The sequence below is a fragment of the Candidatus Krumholzibacteriota bacterium genome, from assembly GCA_016932415.1.
Classification (GTDB): Bacteria; Krumholzibacteriota; Krumholzibacteriia; order Krumholzibacteriales; family Krumholzibacteriaceae; genus Krumholzibacterium.
The window spans coordinates 101,411-118,791 of the sequence record JAFGCX010000018.1 but is presented as its reverse complement, the minus strand read 5'-3'; the positions used below and the strand labels follow the sequence as shown (position 1 = coordinate 118,791).

The 17,381-nt window shown below is 52.9% G+C and carries 11 protein-coding genes; 6 read left to right on the top strand and 5 right to left on the bottom strand.

Annotated elements, in window-relative coordinates:
• Positions 1–42 precede the first annotated feature (42 nt).
• Genes JW814_07040 through JW814_07030 form a run of 3 tightly spaced genes read right to left on the bottom strand, consistent with a single transcriptional unit; the run spans position 43 to position 4,968 of the window.
• Positions 43–2,016 carry a protein kinase gene (locus JW814_07040; GenBank protein MBN2071198.1) on the bottom strand — a complete coding sequence of 658 codons (1,974 nt, stop codon included), beginning with the start codon at positions 2,014–2,016 and terminating at the stop codon, positions 43–45.
• Positions 2,016–4,202, bottom strand: coding sequence for a PEGA domain-containing protein (locus JW814_07035; protein ID MBN2071197.1), 2,187 nt, complete (start codon positions 4,200–4,202; stop codon positions 2,016–2,018). Before JW814_07035 ends, JW814_07040 begins: the two co-directional genes overlap by 1 nt.
• A 25-nt stretch (positions 4,203–4,227) precedes the next feature.
• Positions 4,228–4,968: a tetratricopeptide repeat protein gene (locus tag JW814_07030; protein ID MBN2071196.1), complete on the bottom strand. Its 741-nt coding sequence runs from the start codon at positions 4,966–4,968 to the stop codon at positions 4,228–4,230.
• A 344-nt stretch (positions 4,969–5,312) separates the two neighbouring features.
• On the opposite strand from JW814_07030, the gene JW814_07025 reads away from it, so the two are divergent.
• The gene (locus JW814_07025; protein ID MBN2071195.1) at positions 5,313–6,680 is read left to right on the top strand and encodes a CoA-binding protein; all 1,368 of its coding nucleotides are present in this window, start codon (positions 5,313–5,315) and stop codon (positions 6,678–6,680) included.
• Positions 6,674–7,357: an acetate--CoA ligase family protein gene (locus JW814_07020; protein MBN2071194.1), complete on the top strand. Its 684-nt coding sequence runs from the start codon at positions 6,674–6,676 to the stop codon at positions 7,355–7,357. The genes JW814_07025 and JW814_07020 overlap by 7 nt, the downstream gene beginning before the upstream one ends.
• Before the next feature lie 92 nt (positions 7,358–7,449).
• Here JW814_07020 and JW814_07015 read toward each other — a convergent pair whose 3' ends face one another.
• Both JW814_07015 and JW814_07010 read right to left on the bottom strand, forming a co-directional pair.
• Positions 7,450–9,384, bottom strand: coding sequence for a DUF3857 domain-containing protein (locus JW814_07015; protein MBN2071193.1), 1,935 nt, complete (start codon positions 9,382–9,384; stop codon positions 7,450–7,452).
• Complete coding sequence (locus JW814_07010) at positions 9,384–11,435, bottom strand: DUF3857 and transglutaminase domain-containing protein (protein ID MBN2071192.1); 2,052 nt, start codon at positions 11,433–11,435, stop codon at positions 9,384–9,386. The genes JW814_07015 and JW814_07010 overlap by 1 nt, the downstream gene beginning before the upstream one ends.
• A gap of 554 nt (positions 11,436–11,989) precedes the next feature.
• Between JW814_07010 and JW814_07005 the strand changes: the two genes are divergently transcribed.
• From JW814_07005 to JW814_06990, 4 genes are all read left to right on the top strand, one after another.
• Entirely contained in the window at positions 11,990–12,367 is a 378-nt protein-coding gene (locus tag JW814_07005; protein MBN2071191.1) for a hypothetical protein, read from the top strand.
• Between the two features lie 139 nt (positions 12,368–12,506).
• Positions 12,507–15,002, top strand: coding sequence for a sigma 54-interacting transcriptional regulator (locus JW814_07000; GenBank protein ID MBN2071190.1), 2,496 nt, complete (start codon positions 12,507–12,509; stop codon positions 15,000–15,002).
• 24 nt (positions 15,003–15,026) lie between these two features.
• Positions 15,027–15,587 (top strand): hypothetical protein, encoded by a 561-nt coding sequence (locus JW814_06995; protein ID MBN2071189.1) that lies wholly within the window; start codon positions 15,027–15,029, stop codon positions 15,585–15,587.
• Positions 15,588–15,657: 70 nt separating this feature from the next.
• Positions 15,658–17,367, top strand: a complete 1,710-nt coding sequence (locus tag JW814_06990) for a response regulator (protein MBN2071188.1) — start codon at positions 15,658–15,660, stop codon at positions 17,365–17,367.
• The last annotated feature ends 14 nt before the right edge of the window (positions 17,368–17,381 follow it).

Below are 17,381 nucleotides of genomic sequence, written 5' to 3'. Positions count from 1 at the left end.
CCAGGATGGAAACCGGGACTTTCAAGCCGGCGCGGCAGATGGTCAACCGGGATTCTTTTTCCTTAACCGGCTGAGAATAGATGAGAATCTTAAACCTTGTCCCGACTGCCCTCCTGAACGGCCAGCCGCAAAATCGGCAAAGGTACTCGAGCATAATCTCAGCCCGCCGCCATCCTCGACAAGATAACCCCGCCTGAGAAGATTCTCAGTCACGTAATTGAATTTTTTATCGATCATTTTCCCCTGGACGATCCTGGCGAGATTTCCCCTTTCCGGATCATCGAACCTCTCCCATATGAAGTTGTAATGCGGTTGAGCCTCCTCAGTGAATACCCTGAGGACTTCCTTCCAGTCCGGATCGGCGGAAGGATTATCCACTATGAATTCAAAGAGAGAGGAACATGCTATCTGGAGATAAAATGGAAAGAGTCCGGCCATGTCGAGCAGCCTTTCCGAATATTCCTCGAGTGGGACGCCTTCGCGTCTTGACGGGATCGAGATAAGCTTGTCGGCATCTTCACGGCTGAACGGCCTGAGGGGCAGATTCGAAAAGATATTGAAGAAAGGGGAATCCGAAATATCCTTGTCGTGACACATCAACTGCAGTTCTTCACGCGATGAGGTCACATACGCCACCCTGTACGTGTTGGCGAGAGAGCGCAGAAATGAAAAAAAATCCTGCTCGAAATTCTCGTTACGCGTGATCAATTCGAATTCATCCATCATTATTATGATCCGCTTGCCCTCTTCATGCAGTTCCTCTATGACGTCCTTGAGTTGATCGAGAGTCTTTGGCCTCGCCGTATATCTCGTCTGATCGCCTGTCTCAAAACTGAACACGTTGAACAACAGGTCGATGAATTTGGAGACGTCATTGTCGACGGTATTCTGAAAGTCGAGATAGACAAATATTGAAGAATCGTAATTCTGCATGAATTTTTTGCGGTTCTTCCTGTTATGGATATGGTTGAGCAGGGATGATTTGCCGATCCTGCGGTCACCGACCACCGATATCGACTGGGGTTGCGGCGCGTCGAGGCGTGAATATATTTTCCGTATCTCTTTTTCGCGGCCGAAAAAATCATTCGGGCTTTTTATCATGACACGGTTGAGATACGGGTTCCTCTTGCTGTTTCGCTCGGCGAGCGATCCGACATTCGTGACCAGCTCCGTGCCGGGTCTGCTCTCTCCGTCTCTCAGTTCGGCATCGATCTCCTCGAGCGCGGAAGCGATCTCCCCGAAATCAAGAGGCCGTTTTTCAGGGTCTTTGGCGAGGCAGTCGCTGATCAATTTTTTCAAGCCCCGGGGAACTGTGGCAGGGATCTCCAGTTCAGCGTCATTGACAATCGAATACATAAGCGCGGCGGGATGCTCTCCCTTGAACGGGAACTCTCCCGTGATTATCCTGTAGAGCCCCACCCCGAAAGCCCATATGTCTATCCTGTTGTCTACCGGCTTGCCGACGACCTGTTCAGGCGCCATGAAAGCGGGAGTCCCCATCATCGCGTTTCCGGTCGTCTTTATATCGGAGTAAAGGAGTTTGACCAGTCCGAAATCGAGTATCTTTACCCTGGCATTTTCCGTTTCCTCTTCATCGAGCATGATATTCTTCAGGGTCAGGTCCCTGTGCAGGAATCCCTGGTCATGGGCGTATCGCATCGCTTCGCAGATCTGCAGGGCGATCGAGCATACCTGCGGCATTTTAAGCGTCATCTTGGATATGAGAGTCTCAAGGGAAGGACCGTTGACGAGCTCCATCACGAGAAATTCATGCCCATTGTGTTCACCGCAATCGAAAACGGTGATAATATTCGGGTGGTTGAGTTTGGCCAGGGCCTGCGACTCGCGGTAAAACCTTTCGCGGAAAAGATTATTGTCCTCGACGCTGGAGAGGACTTTTATCGCGACTTCCCTTTCCAGCTTCAGATCGAATGCGAGATAGACCGATGCGAAACCGCCCTGACCTATCTTTTTCACGATACGGTATTTTCCGGAGATCACTTCTCCCGCTATCATCACTTCCGCTCCAGGTTGAATGTTCTCGTCAGCGTCTCGCCAGAGACCAGGATAACCGTTTCCTTCAGATTTCCGAAGACGGGATGCCGCAATTCGATCTCGTGCCTGCCAGGCCTTAATGAGACCCGGTAATTGACCGCGTCGCTATCGACCAGCTGCCCGTCGATCCAGAGCTCGGCGTAAGGAAGTATCTCCAGCACGAGGTCTCCCGGCGGAAGAAGGACCAGATCTATCCTTACCTGGTTTTCATCCACCGGCACTGTTATCTGACTGCTCTTGTCATAGTAACCTTCAAGGACAGCGGAAAGCAGATGCTCTCCTTCTTCAATACGGCTAATACTGACGGGGGCATGTCCGCGCTCGACTCCGTCTATCAGGATTTTCGCCCCCGCCGGTTCGGAGATGACCGTAAGCGGATGAAGCATCCTGCTGAACCTGTGAAAAAGTGTAGTGACGGAATCGGCGGTCAGTTCGATCCCGTTGAATTCGTGGACATAATATCCGGGCAGCATCACCCGGCATTTATGAAGGACGTTGACCGAAAGAGAATCAAATCTTATCGGCGTACGAGTCTCCACCCTGTTCCCGTCAAGAACGACCTCTGCTCCTTCCGGAAAAGAACTGATCATGATCGATCCTGTCTCTTCTTCCAGATCGATCATTCTTTCATAAGGAAGATCCTTTTCAAGATCGACTGAATCCTCAAACTCCCTGTACCCTGCAAGTGTCACTCTCAGCGCCGACCTCTTCGCCGGAACCGTCTCGCGCACGGGAGAGAGCCCGACGAAAGTCCTGTCGACGAATATCTGGGCTCCGGCAGGTTCTGTATCGACGGACAGCCGCGTGGAATCCTGCCTGACCGCGAGCCCGGCGACCCTGCCGCGTTCGCGTACGTTGATACTGTAGAGCACGGAAGCGGCGATAATGACCGCCGCGGCAAAAAAAGCCGTCACTATTACCGCTTTGAGTCTTTTACGGACAGGTAATATCCCTTCTTCGAGCTGAGCTCCATCGGCGGTTATCTCATCAAGGACCTGCCATATCGAATGCATCCGGATCGTCCAGCGCCGCCAGAGGTCCATCCTGAAAGTATAACCTTCGGTATCCTGGTCCTTGAAAAGATGATCCTGGTGAAAAAGTCTTTCCGCCGCTTCCCTGAGCTTGTTTGGATCGACATTATATCCGATCTTCTCGGATTCGATAAAAGAGAGCATGTCGTCGGAAGTGACAACCTCTGAATCTTCCTTGCTCAGCTCGGCTATGATCGAAAGAACGATCCTTTCGATCTGCGTCATCGAACTCCATGAAAAAATCATCTGGGGTAGCGGATTCTCAATGATCTCCTCGACCACATCGTCAATATCCTCTTCAGAGACCGTATTCTTGCCTGATTCGTTGAGGTGATCGACCAGGGACTGGCATATGACCTGGGTGTAAAATGGCTGGCCCGCCGTAAGTTCGAAGATCTTCCCGGTGACTCCCTTGTCATATTTGACGATATCTTTCACCGGTTCGCTGATCAGCCTCAGAGCGTCGGCATGGCTGAGAAAACTGATCCTTCGATGAAGGGCTTTACCGAGAAACGATTCCCAGTATTCAGGATTCCTTTTTTCAAGCTTGTCCGAGCCGGTAAAGAGAAAATAGACTCCTTCGTTGTTTTCCATCCAGTACGCCATCAGATTGAGGACATCCTTGCTGAATCGCTGGCGCTCGATATGCGTCTCGAAAAGCTCATACTCGTCGAACATCAGGATCAGGTTCCTGCCGGCTATCTTCTCGTTGAGTCTCCCGGTGAACTCATTGAAGGCTAGAAGAGGATTCGCTTCAAGCCGCGACTGAAATCCCTCGTCTACCAGCGAACCGGAACCTTCCAGGACGGCGTCTATCTCCCTCGCGATTATTTCGAGGAATTCCCTGTCGCTCTGGACCGTGACCGATTGCATATCTATCAATACGGGAAGAAAATCATCACCCAGCCTGCCCTGGTTTATCTGGAAGAGGATAGAGGTCTTGCCGCTCCTTCGCGATCCGCAGAGTACGATTATACCGCCCTGCCGGTTGGCGGTGACTTTTTTCCTTATGAACTCGAAATCATCGAGCCGACCGAAGAACATTTTTTTGTCTTCGATGGGATTGCCGACAATATACGGGTTTGGTATCGTTCTGAATCCTCTGTCAGAAACCATCTTCTTTATTCATCTCCCGCCTGTATTATTGTGGTGGATCAGGGGGCCAGGGAAGCGGCTGCTCGACCGGCGTGCTCGAATTATCAGGCCTCGTCAGATATATTATCAGCGCGACGGCCGCGGCGGCAGGTACTATCCTGTAGAGCCACCACCTGGTATCTTTTCTCCTGTCGAGCGTCATGCCGAAGGTCAGGGTCTCGCTTGGATCGATCCTGACCGTATCCGCCCTGGAGTGGTACCCTTTTTTTGAAGCTGTCAGCAGGTACATTCCCGTGCGGATATATTCGAACTTAACCGGAGCTGTTCCGAGCGAATCGGCGTCGAGGAACAACACCGCTCCTTCCGGACCGGTCACTTCGAGAGAACCGTACATCGAACTTCTAAGCTCGTCATAAGTATCATTCATCGAGGCCGGCAGGATCGCCGTATTCACTGTCAGATCCGGGAATCTCTCAAGCGCCATCCTCGCCGTCTCCATGGCACTTTCATCATCATTCATCTTGAACCTTGTGTGCACAAGAAGGTTCCACGCTCTTCTCAGCACAAACTCGTCGTCGACATAATCTATCAGGACCTGTTCGAGGATCTCTTCAGCCTTCCCATAATCGCCCCTTGCCCTCAGAAGTCCTATCTCTTCCCAGATCGCGAATATCCTGTCCTCCGGTTCCTGGGCGCAGACCGGAGCGATTGAAAAAAGAAATGTCATGGTAAGAAATATCGACAAAGCTCTCGTCAGATCCCGCGACCTGGAAAAAAAACTAAACATGCTACTCCCCCGACTGCCATGATTATTATAAATTAATTGTCCGCTCGACTCCGAGGACTCTATCCCAATTCTGAAATCGAATCAAGTGTCGAATTGGGTTTAAAGATATAAAAATGAACCGTCTGCCCGGCGAAGATACTATCTCAATAATAATTTACCTTCTCGTTCGGGGACTCGCCCCTGCAGGGGCCATTAGCGAAGGATCACGGATATCGATCTCATGCTTCAAGCACGGTTCACTGGCGCCTCCGCTGCTTCCCGCGGAAAATTCTCCTCCTTGACAACACGATCTATCTGGTGCAGGATACCTCAACAACAGACCTTTTAATAAGGAGCGGAAGGAATTGGATTTTCGGACCCTGTTTGAACCGAAGACGATGGCCGTTGTCGGAGTATCGCTCACTAACGACCGGCATCCGGCCAACGTCATATATAACAAGAATTATTTCCGTTATCCCGTCAGGGTCTTCGCCGTCAATCCGAAGGGTGGCGAATATTACAAGGAGAAAATATACAGGAAGATCAGCGACATCCCCGAAAAGATTGATTTCGCTGTCATAGCGGTGAGGGCCGACCATGTACCTCCCGTTCTCGAGGATTGCGTCAATAAATGGGTCGGGGGAGCGGCGGTCATCTCCGGAGGTTTCGACGAGACAGGCCGGACCGATCTCACCGAAGAACTGCGCCGGATCGCTTCTGAAGCCGACTTTCCGATTATCGGTCCGAACTGCCTCGGCATCTACTCCCCTGACTTCGTCGATTCTTTTTTCCTGCCGAGCGAACGGATGGTAAGACCTGAAAGCGGGAATATAGCGATCGTCAGCCAGAGCGGGGGGATCCTCGTCGACCAGATGGTCAAATTCGCCGGGCAGGGGATCGGGCTCTCCAGGGCCGTCAGTATCGGCAACAAGGCGGTGATCGACGAGATAGACCTTCTGAAGTTCTTCGCCCGCGACGACAGGACCGATGTCATAGCCTTCTATGTCGAGGGATTCAGCCCCGGCAAGGGAAGGGAATTCGCTCACGCGGCAAGCCGCTGCCCCAAACCGGTAATCATAATGAAAGCGGGGAAGAGCGAAGCGGGAACCCGCGCCGTCTCAAGCCACACAGCTTCGATCGCCGGCGATTACACCGTCTTTTCCTCTGTCATGAGACAGTTCGGCATCGTCGAAGCTCTCGATGAATACGAGATGCTCTCATTCTGCGAGGGGTTGAGCAGTTATCCCGTTTCGATCAGGGGAAGGGCCGGGATCGTAACGGCGAGCGGGGGTCATGGAGCAGTCGCTGTCGATCGTTGCAGCCAGGGCGGCCTTGAGATCCCCTCTTTGGCCGAGGATGTCCAGGAAGAGATAAGGAAAAATCTCTCTGGAAGCATTCAGAAGATAGCATCACTCGGTAATCCTCTCGATCTGACAGGTAGCGCCCGCGACGACGATTTCGTGGTCGCAGCGAGGGAACTGTCCAAAAACGACGATATAGATTGCATCCTGATGCTTCTTCTTCCCTATCTGCCCGAGGTCACGTCCGATGTTGGCGCCAGGCTCGGCCAGCTTTCCCAGGAAGAGAACAAACCGATCATCGCGTACGTCCCTCACGTGGAAAAATACAAGATGATCATCGAGGGGTTCCAGCTTAACAGGGTCCCTGTGGCGCACTCGATCGAAGGAGCGGTACTCATGGTCGAGGCGATGAAAAGGTGCAGGACATGTTGATCCAGAAAATAAAACCCATATTGGAACGCTCGAAAAAGGCCGGATGGATCACAGAGCCGGACGCAATGGAGATCCTTCGTGTCGGCGGACTCGATACCACCGAATCCACAATGGCGGTCAATGAAGAAGAAGCGGTCGCCTTCGCTGAAAAACACGGATATCCCGTTGTCGCCAAAGTCGTCTCTCCCGAGATAATCCACAAGTCGGATGTCGGCGGAGTCGTCGTCGGAATAGACTCCGAAAAGAAGCTGCGCGCAACATTCAAGCGCCTCAGCCTGCTCCCCGGTTTCACAGGCGCCGTCGTAGCCGAGATGGCCAGGGGGATAGAACTGATAATAGGAGCTAAGGTAGACAGCCAGTTCGGCCCGGTAATCCTGTTGGGGATCGGCGGCGTGGGAGTAGAGATATACAAAGATACCGCGGTAAGGATGGCGCCGTTGAATGAAGAAGATGTCTCATCGATGATCGCCGGCATAAAGGGACAGCAGTTGATCAGGGGTTTCAGGGGATCCGACCCGGTAGATATCGGCGCTCTCACCACCCTGATGATCGAATTCTCAGATATAGTGATGGAACTCGAATCTTATATCGATTCTGTCGATCTCAATCCGGTCATCTGTTCCGGTTCAAGGTGCGTCATCGCCGACGCGAGAATGATCCTGAAAGAGAAAGGCTGAAAGAGCTTTTCCTGCCCTTCCAGCCTTTCGTTCATTCCATTTTTACTTCTCGCCGCCGGATGGGATCCGGTCCCTTCGCCCGCCTCGCTTCTCTATTTCAATATCACCGTCCTGTTCGCCTGATCTGTCCATTCGAGAAGGAGAGTCCGAAGCCTGGGCCACATGCTGGCCGGGACTGTCTTTATATCAATGGAAAGGGTCCGGTCGACGATGAGCCTGCCCTCTTCATTCCTCACCGTCAGCAGGAAACTCCCCGCCTCATTCTCCATCGAGACCTCTTCGGGAATATAGATGACCTCCCTCCCTACTGTCTCTATCACGAGCGATATCTTCTGGACCATTCCTGAGGGAAGGCAGACGGGAGATTCTCTTTTCTCCTGGTACAGATGTACGTCTCTTCCCAGGAACGAGAAGATACCCCCTTCCGGCTCACCGGCGATCAAGCTCACCCTGCCGCCGTCACCCGCCTCGGAAACTCCGCCGCTGAAATCGAACCCGATCTTTACTGCGTGTTCGGAAAAGAGTTCGATGTCATATGATTCTGTCTCAGCGCCCGGCAATACCGCTCCGGCAAGCCTGCCGAGATAAGAGGGCGCCTGGCCGCCGAGCCCCGCCATATCGTCGTAAGGGCTCAGTATATTAGAGGCGTTGAGATATCCCTTTCCCTTCGCTTCTTTGTCCATACCGGCGTCGATGGTAAGTGTAAGTTCGAACAGCCCGGTCTTCCCGGCGTGGACCGGTTTGAAACGCGAGGGAGTATCGCCATCCTCTCCACACATGAATACCGTCCGGCCCGTCAAAATACCCGTCCTGCCGGTGACCCTTCCCGTTGAGGGATCATAGACCGCCGTGACTTCCCCTTCGCCGGCTATCAGCATGATATCGCCGAAACGCGACAGTCCAGGCACCGTCATATCGATATCGCCCGTCCCTGCCGACCTGTAGAACGGCCATGCCTCGATCCCGATGCTTCTCATCAGCGAAGCGGCAAGCACGGCCCGATCTAGGGAGTGTCCGTACGCCGTCTCGTAGGTCCGCACCGCCGGTCTCGGAGAAAAACTCCACAGCTTCGCGTCGTAGGCGATATTCGTGGTGAACTCATCGACAAGCGAAGCGATCTTTCTCATCTTCGAGAGTGTCCCCGGTTCGTATCTCGCCCTTGCCGCGGCGGTATCGGCCAGCGACGCGCCGGGATCAGCGGCTCCGTTGAACGAATCCATGATTTTTGAAGCGAGAGCTTTCCAGTCCTTCCAGGTCGACCAGGCAAGGTATGGCGCGTACGAAGTATGATCCTCATCCAGCGAGGCGGAGAGCCTTCCCGGATCCTCCATCATCCACCGGTACCTTTTTCCGCCTCCTTCGAGCGCTGCGATCTCCGGATCGCCTGTTCCATTGCCCGTGGCGAACCTGACTCCCGCGCCAGGGGGTAGATCGAGGGAGAATGCCGACATCACGACCGGATCTCGCCGGGCGAATATGAAAAGACCGTCGCATCCATCATTTGCTTCCCCCGCGCCCGTTATCTCATATTCCGTCTCGAGTATACATGGAAGCTCTATCCCATCGTGCAGAAGCATGGTCTCGCGGACCGTCGAATAATCATCAGCCAGGGCGAGGGCGTGCGGAACGGTCTCCACCACTGCCGTATCGCTTATCTTTTTTTCGTCAGGCCACCATCTTCCCCCGCGCCAGGTCCTCAGCTTAAGGACTTTCATCGATGAACCGTTCGAATTGTATGGTATTCTCAGATCGGCGTGTTCATGTATGGCTACCCCTGTGCTTATCCACACAACTCTGTGGATCTTTCTTTTCAGATCGCCCTTTTCCATCAGCGACACGCCTTCGCTTTCCAAGAGGACTATCGCGTCAAACCCGGCAGGATCGAATATCTCTCGCGCCCTCGACCAGAGTTGATCGAGATCGTGCCTACCGGAGATCCCCATCTTTTCAGCCCGGAGACTCGAAGAGAAAGACAAAAGAGCGGAAACGATTATTAATATTCCTGAAACAGTCATTGATCTCTTCATCACTTGCCTCCCTTCCCGGCGCGGAACGAGACTTCGCTCCACTCCCTCGCTTCATCAACAGCTTTTTTGAACCCGGCGTATCCGCCGGGAGGTATCTGTCTTCTTTTGATCTCTGCCCGCTGGGTTATTACCAGCCTTCCTTTTTCCATCCTGCTCGTCCCTTTGAAACTTGCGTACTCCTCGTCCACGACATCAGATTCGGGAAGATCTCTTACGACAAGACCTTTCGGAAGCCTTATACTTTCTGTCCCGTCGATCAGCTGGGTATAATAGAGGAAGACATCCGTCTGCCTCGAATCTCCCCACTCGGTGAGGGAAGGCCTGAAGAGCCGGACGTTGTTGAGAACGATCTGCATCATCGGACTTCTGAACTCCAGGGCTCCATCGACCGGAAGAGCGAAACGCGCGATCCGGTAACTTATCGTCAGCCACATATCAGAACTGAAATCATCGGTCGGGTGATACTCGAAACCCAGGATCTCGACCCTGTTACTGACGGGGGACAGCAGCCGGGCAAGCGTCCCGCCGATCTCATCTTTCCGGCTCCCGGCGATAATGCCGCGCAGGCGGCTGTCCAGGGCGCCGGAACCGGAAAGCCTGATCTTTCCCTCGAGAGTCCCGTCAGCGGCCAGCTTCGCGTCGTTGGCTATCACCAGGGGTGACTCTTCCGGCGGGCTGTAATCTATCCTCGACAGGTCTTCCCCTTCCGGAGTCCCTACCAGGTAGTGTTGCTCCGCTTCGAGAAGGGACCATATGTTATTATTGTTCGGCACCCAGGTCGGATCGTACATCTCGAAAGATCCATCCTCCTTTTTCAGGGCGCAGACGCAGTGGTTGAACTGATCAGCCGGCAGATCATCTATCCGGCTGCCCGCCATGGTCATCGCGGCGAAAGAGTTCATCCCCGCCGCTCTCATCATCGTCACCAGCATCCCGGCGATATCCTTGCAGACGCCATGGCGCTGCTCGAATATCATCGAACCCGGATGAAGGGTGAATCCTTCCCCCTCGCCCATGGTCTGCCCGCTGTATCGGATATTCTGGGCGACCCAGTGGAGCAGCACTTTCGCTCTTTCTTCCTCGCTGCCTTTCGCCACCCCGGCGCCGCGGAGGATCTCGTCGACTTTCATCCTGATATCTTCGGTCACCTCGAACTGGCCCCGGTTGACGTCGAAAAACCACCGGCTTTTCGCTTCCCAGCTTTCGGCGGTCGCCATGACCACCTTCGCCGCGAAATCGCTCCTGTCAGGCTGGCGGGGCTCCCTGGCTGTGGCGGGAAGATCGAGCCCCCACCATGTATACTCTGTCGTATCGCCGGCAAACGATGTGCTCGAATAGAGCGGGCCGTTATATATCTGCGAATGGAGACGTTTGTCCGATGGAAGGACGAGCGTATACCTTTTCTCCACGACAGGAGCATCGTCAGAAAAAAGGACGATATCGAAATACTCTCCCGGCATCGGGGGAATATATTTCTCATCTCCGGGAACCGCGTCCGCGTCCGGCTTCCGCCCTTCCAGCAGGGCATAGGTGAATCCTTTTCTGAAGAGCCTTATCTCGATCCCGTCATTTATATTCAGCCTCGGCAGCTGCAGCGTCTTGATCCTGTCTTTCCAGTAGATCGCGTACTGCGGGGCGGGAAGGTCGTGTACATTCGATAGATCGACCGGGATCTTCTGTCCATCCCGGATTATATTGACATCCCTTATTTCGACGTAACTGCTCTGCGGATCGTAGTTCCATCGCAGAACAGACTGGCTTCTCTGGCCTGCCGGGGTCAGGACCTTTCTTATGGTATAGCTTTCCACGTAAGTCACGCCTGAGGGTTTCATACGGTTGATCGCCGAATCATATACAACCAGGTATGGCGCGTTTCCATGATCAGCCGCTGTTCCGGCATCGGCGACCCGGGAAAAGACATCCGCGGGCGGCCTCTCGCCCGGGGGAAGACCGGTCTGTACGGCCAGTGGACCGGCCAACGGAACGGCAATGATGATGGCGGCAACAACAGCCGCCGCTCGAAGATTCCTTTTCCATTCGTCAGCTGACAAAACTACCTCCTGTCATTCTTACACGGTCTGCCGGCGCGATCATGGCGTTCGGCAGGCCAGGCGGGACGTGCTGTCCGCTCTGGATCGACGGAGCAGCCCGGCCCTGTGCACGTCTTCAGGATCCCTATCGTATTTGATTTGCCGTCAGGTGTCAAGAAGGGCGGCTCGACGCGGGCAGGTATCGATCCCACACCGTACGGTGCCTCGGGCCTTTCACCTGGTCAGCTCGGGATCGACAGAACCGGTACGACTCTATCTGAGCCGAATAATCGTGGAAACACGAAATATCGGGGGCGATGACGCGTAAATTTTTCTTTCCACCATATCCCAATGATATCTCTAACGCAATTGATGCTGAAGAGTTGGATGCCCGGTTAAAAACAAAAATTTTCCGGTACGGAAGATGCAGACAACAATATCTGACGAGGGAGAAAGATCACGGATGATCGACTGCCTTTAGCATAAAAACTTTTACATCCGGCCACCCTGATCCCCTTCCAGAAGGTCATACTGAAATAACGACAGTCTGTACTTTATTTGGCAATGGAAGAGTGATGGTTGACCCCGAACTGAAAAGATGTCCCGCCTGCGGAAGAACCTACAGGGATTATCAGGGCAAATGGACCCTGGTCTGCGGCTGCGGACACCTCCTTTCCAACGGATCTTCCCCCGAACGGCTTGTCTTTCTGGACAGGGAGAATACCCCGGCTCATAATTCACTCGTCTATTCCGATCTTGCCCTCGAGGAGGATACGATGGGAAAATCTGTCTGGATCGACTGCCCCGCCTGCGGAAATAATGTCGAGATCTACCGCGGAAAATGGACTCTCGTCTGTGCGTGCAGGAGATTGCTCTACCTGGGGTCAGAACCGCTGAGAGTACAGTTCCGGCAGGAAAAACTCCAGGATTGCCTCGCCGGAGCAGCCCGGTGACATAAGAAGAACTCCGCAGATAATAATACTCATAATCATAGCTGAAGGTATTATACTATTGTATACTGATAATATATAATAGTAAAATGTATTCCTAAATACCATCCGAAAGACGTCTACTTCTCAAGGGCAGCCGGGAATGCGAAAACTTTCGAATCAGGTCTTTCTCCTCCTGATGATTTTTCTGTTCATCATTCTTTTCGCTGTAGCGGAAAATGCAGTCTCCGGCAATGAAACCGGCTGCCGCGCCGCCACGCAGGCTGCCCCCGGGGATACTGATCATCCGATAGAAAAGACCGCCTCCGCCAATTTCTTCTACCTTGTAATGCTTGTGGCAACACTGCTCACATCTCTTGTCCTGATAACGGCGCTGTATCTTTCCCGGAAAAGATTGCAGGAATCATTCGCCGGTCTTGAGGACAGGTTATCCGAGAAGGCCATGGCGCTCGACGATCAGGCGGCAGAACTCCAGAAGCTGATCGACCGGTCGAGGGGAGCCGATCAGGCCGCGCGCGAAAGCAGGAAACAGTGCGAGATGCTGGTCGAAAACGCGCACGATATATTTTTGGAATGGTCCAGCACGCGTGGCGCTCTCTCATATTCAAGGCAGATCGAACTTATCCTGGGATATCCCCTGGTAGAATTGCTTGAGGACCCCTTCCTCTTTATAGAGCTGATACATCCCGAAGACAGAATATCGGTAGAGTCGGCTCTCAAAGAAAGCGACGAGGATAACCCGGTCAACGAGATATTCAGGATCAACGATGCCAATGGCAAATGGCACTGGTTCCACCTTCGTTCCTTCCAGACGAGGACCGAGTCTGACGGAATAGTCATCACGGGAAATATAAAGGATATCACCGCCCGCATAGAGGCTGAAGAGATGATCCGTCTGACGCTGACCGCCGTGGACCTTGCCGGCGACGAGATCTACTGGATAAGGCCGGACATGACCCTTGGATTCGCCAACGACCAGGCATGCAGGTTTCTGGGGTATTCAAGAGACGAGCTCCTGAAGATGTCGATCACCGATATCAACCCCGGTATCAACAGAGAAGAAGTGACTGGCCTGTTCCAGCAGGCTGAAAAAAATGAAGGAGTCTGTATCGAGACAATACACAGAAAAAAATCGGGCGAGCTGTACCCGGTCGAGGTAAGGATAAATACAGTCGAGTTCAGGGGAGAAAAATATATATTCAAGTTCTGCAGGGATATATCCCAGAAAAAGAAGGCCGAGACAAGGATGAGATTTATACAGACGGCGATCGACCAGGCGACAGACGAGATATTCTGGATCAATCCCGACCTGGGTTTCGGATACGTCAATGAGCACGCCTGCAGGACCCTCGGCTATCCTAGAGAAAAACTGATGACGATGAAGATATCCGCGATCGACCCATTCTTCAGCGAAGGCAGCCGCGAAGAGATCTGGGAGGATCTGCGGGAGAGAAAAAACATCCTTGTTGAATCTCTCCATACGACAAGGAATGGTAAAAAATACCCTGTGGAATTGAGCATGCAGCACACGATGATAGACGGAAAAGAGATACTCTTCGTTTTCGCCAGGGATATAACGGTTCGCAAACTGTCCGAGGAACAGCTTAAGAACGCCTTTTCTGAGATCAAACACCTTAAGGAAAATGTCGAAGCGGAAAATGTCATCCTCAGGCGCGAGGTAAGGATCCTCGGCCACGGCAACGTCATCGGCGAAAGCCCGGGGATCATCAAAATCATGTCGCAGGCCTCCCAGGTCGCCGCGACAGACTCGACGGTGCTTCTTATGGGCGAGACCGGCACTGGAAAAGAGCTCGTCGCGCGGGCGATCCACAAGATGAGCATGAGAAAAGACCGTCCATTTATAGCAGTCAACTGCGCCGCCCTCCCGTCGAATCTTATCGAAAGCGAGCTCTTCGGCCATGAGAAAGGCTCTTTTACCGGCGCTCTCTCGAAGAAGACCGGATATTTCGAATCGGCAGACCGGTCGACGATCTTCCTCGACGAGATCGGCGAGTTGACGTTGAGTTCGCAGGCCAAGCTGCTGAGGATACTGCAGGAGTCTGAGCTTACGAGAGTCGGCGGGACTGAGGCTGTCAAGCTCGATATAAGGGTCATAGCGGCGACAAACAGGGACCTGGGCGAGGCGGTCAAGGAAGGGAGATTCAGGGCCGACCTCTTCTTCAGGCTGAATGTCTTCCCCCTTGTACTCCCGCCTCTGCGTGAAAGAAAAGGGGATATTCCCCTTCTGGTATGGCACTTTATAAGTGAATTCAGCGACCGCATGGGAAAATCGATAGAAAGCATCCCGAGGCATTCGATGGAAGAAATGCAGGGCTACCAGTGGCCCGGCAACGTCAGGGAGCTGCGCAATGTTATCGAACGGGCCATAATCAGGAACCGCGGTCCTGTCCTGAGGATCAGGATACCGAAGGAAGCGGAAATAGACACCAAAAAGATCATAACACTTGATGAAGCGCAGAGAAGACACATCCTCGACGCGCTCGACCGGACGAACTGGAGGATCAGGGGCAGAAGCGGAGCGGCGGCCATACTGGGAATGAAACCTTCGACGCTTGAATCAAGAATGACCAGACTTGGAATCCATCGCCTTGCCAGGATCGGCGAAACCCTGCGCTAGGAGGCGGCTGGATAGGAGAATAAAGTGTACGGAAACCTCCTTACGAATCTTATGATCAGGGATCTGGTCAAAGAGAATATCCTCACCATCGAACCGTTCGATGAAAATCTCCTTCAACTGACCCAGTACCCCCTGACAGCCAGGGAGATAATCTTCTGGAAAGAAGGATCCGACGAGACCGGAAAACACGACCTGATAAGATCGGGAAAAGATTATATTTTCGCCCCGCGTGAATATGCCCTGGTCGTCGTCCGCGAAAAGATCATCCTTCCCGACGGGATGGTCGGCAGATTCATTCCGATGTCGGGGCTGATTGAGAAGGGGTTCAGCATCACCGCTGGAAAACTCGATCCCCATTACGGGGTCGGCGGCGAAGAGATCAGGTTCGGCCTCAGCAATCTCAGGGGAAGGGAAAACCGGTACGACAGAAGTTCGCCACTCGCCTATATCGAATTTTTCGATCTTCGCGGGCTCAGGTCCAACAGGGTCAGCATGACGGGATATGACGAATTGATAAGATATATGAGAAGATCGGAAAAGAAGATCAGGGAGATAGGGAGCGCCGGACGCCGGAAAAGAAAATAACAGCATATCGGAAAAATCAAGGATCCGGCCGTTGTCTGAACTGACATCTTAACGGGGGGGTGATATCAAGATGGAGCCCGGGCAGACTGCTTTGGCGTGGAAAATAGCGGCATTGGCTCTATCTGTCCTTCTTCCTCCTGTGGCGGTCCTCGCGGCGATCCTCTATAGAAGATTGCGAAGCGCGCGGAAGGCCCTTTCCATTGAATCGGAAAGAGCGTCAGCAGAATCCGTCAAGGTGGAGGAACTGGCCAGGCTTCTTCAAGAGACCAGAGAACAAAACTCCCTTCTTTTCGATTCTTCCCCCGCAGCTATGGCTATCATAAAGACTGACGCGACCGTGATCAGGATGAACAAGGTGGCAAAAAAGTTCCTCAGGACCGAAAACGAGGAATATTCGGGGAAAAAGCTTTTCCAGATTCCTTCCATCAGGGACAACCTGTCGCTCTTCAAGGAAAAATTCAAGCAGGTCCTCGAGAAGGGGGAATTATCGCCTTTCGATATAGAGATCGTCCACGAGGGCGCGGACCATGCGGGGCATATCGTAATAAGCGCGATCCTTGCCGGCGCGCCAGGGGGCGAAAAGATCATATACGCGATCGCGCTTGATATCACTGACAGGATAATGCTCGAACAAAAGATAAGAAAAAGGGAAAAGATCGAAGCGATCAGCGCGCTGGCGGGATCGTTCGCTCATGATATCAACAACCTTCTTTCCACGATTCTGGGATATACTGAATTGCTGATGTCAAACCACGCCGGCGACAGTGAAGTATATGACTGCGCTGAACTGATCAGGAAATCGATAAGCAGATCGGCGACTATCTCCGACCAGCTCCTCTCATACTCGAGAAAAAACATGCGCCAGGTAGAGTCGGTCGATATACACATGATCCTGGGGCGCGTAGTCACGAAAGCGATCGGCAGAAAAGACAGAAAGATAAGGATAAACACGAGGCTTGACGCGAGACCTTTTCACATCACCGGCGACCCCGATCAGCTCGAACAGGCATTTTTCAATATACTTCAGAACGCGAAAGATTCTATCCCCGAAGGCGGAGAGCTTTCCATCATTACCGAGACGATCGATCTCGATGAGATCTACTGCTCTTTTCATTCCGATCTCTCTCCGGGGCGGTATCTGCGGGTTTCGTTCGAAGATTCCGGGGCGGGGATACCTGCGGGGATCATCGGAAGAGTATTCGACCCCTTTTTCACCACGAAGGAAAAAACGGGAGCCTCGGGAATGGGACTCGCCGTAGTCTACGGGATCATCAGGGATCACAATGGCTCGATAGAGATATACAGCGAGGAAGATATCGGCACATCGGTAAAGGTATACCTTCCGCTCAGCGGTAAAAGCCACGCCGATTCATTCTCCATCGGAAGACCGAAAAAGACCGAAAAAAAAGGGAAGATAGTCGTCATCGACGATGACGAACTTGTCCTGAAAGTAGCGACAGATATGCTCGATCATCTTGGCTTTGAAATATTCCCCTTCAGAAACGGCCTCAAAGCGATCGAGTTTTACAGGGAGAACTTCAAGGAGATCGACCTTGTCATACTTGATATGGTGATGCCTATCATAGACGGAGCAAAGGTATTCTCCGAGCTGAAATCGATCGACCCTGGACTGAAGGCCCTTCTTTCGAGCGGGTACATACTCGATTCAAGAGCGGGCGATATACTACACAGCGGGATAGACGGATTTATCCAGAAGCCTTTCCTGATGACGCAGCTTTCAACAAAGATATCGGAGATCCTCGGAGACGAGGGTCAATGAGATAAACCGGCCTG

Coding starts and splice junctions, on each gene's coding strand:
- JW814_07040 (MBN2071198.1), bottom strand. CDS start 2,016: ATGATAGCGGGAGAAGTGATCTCCGGAAAATACCGTATCGTGAAAAAG.
- JW814_07035 (MBN2071197.1), bottom strand. CDS start 4,202: ATGGTTTCTGACAGAGGATTCAGAACGATACCAAACCCGTATATTGTC.
- JW814_07030 (MBN2071196.1), bottom strand. CDS start 4,968: ATGTTTAGTTTTTTTTCCAGGTCGCGGGATCTGACGAGAGCTTTGTCG.
- JW814_07020 (MBN2071194.1), top strand. CDS start 6,674: ATGTTGATCCAGAAAATAAAACCCATATTGGAACGCTCGAAAAAGGCC.
- JW814_07015 (MBN2071193.1), bottom strand. CDS start 9,384: ATGAAGAGATCAATGACTGTTTCAGGAATATTAATAATCGTTTCCGCT.
- JW814_07005 (MBN2071191.1), top strand. CDS start 11,990: ATGGTTGACCCCGAACTGAAAAGATGTCCCGCCTGCGGAAGAACCTAC.
- JW814_07000 (MBN2071190.1), top strand. CDS start 12,507: ATGCGAAAACTTTCGAATCAGGTCTTTCTCCTCCTGATGATTTTTCTG.
- JW814_06990 (MBN2071188.1), top strand. CDS start 15,658: ATGGAGCCCGGGCAGACTGCTTTGGCGTGGAAAATAGCGGCATTGGCT.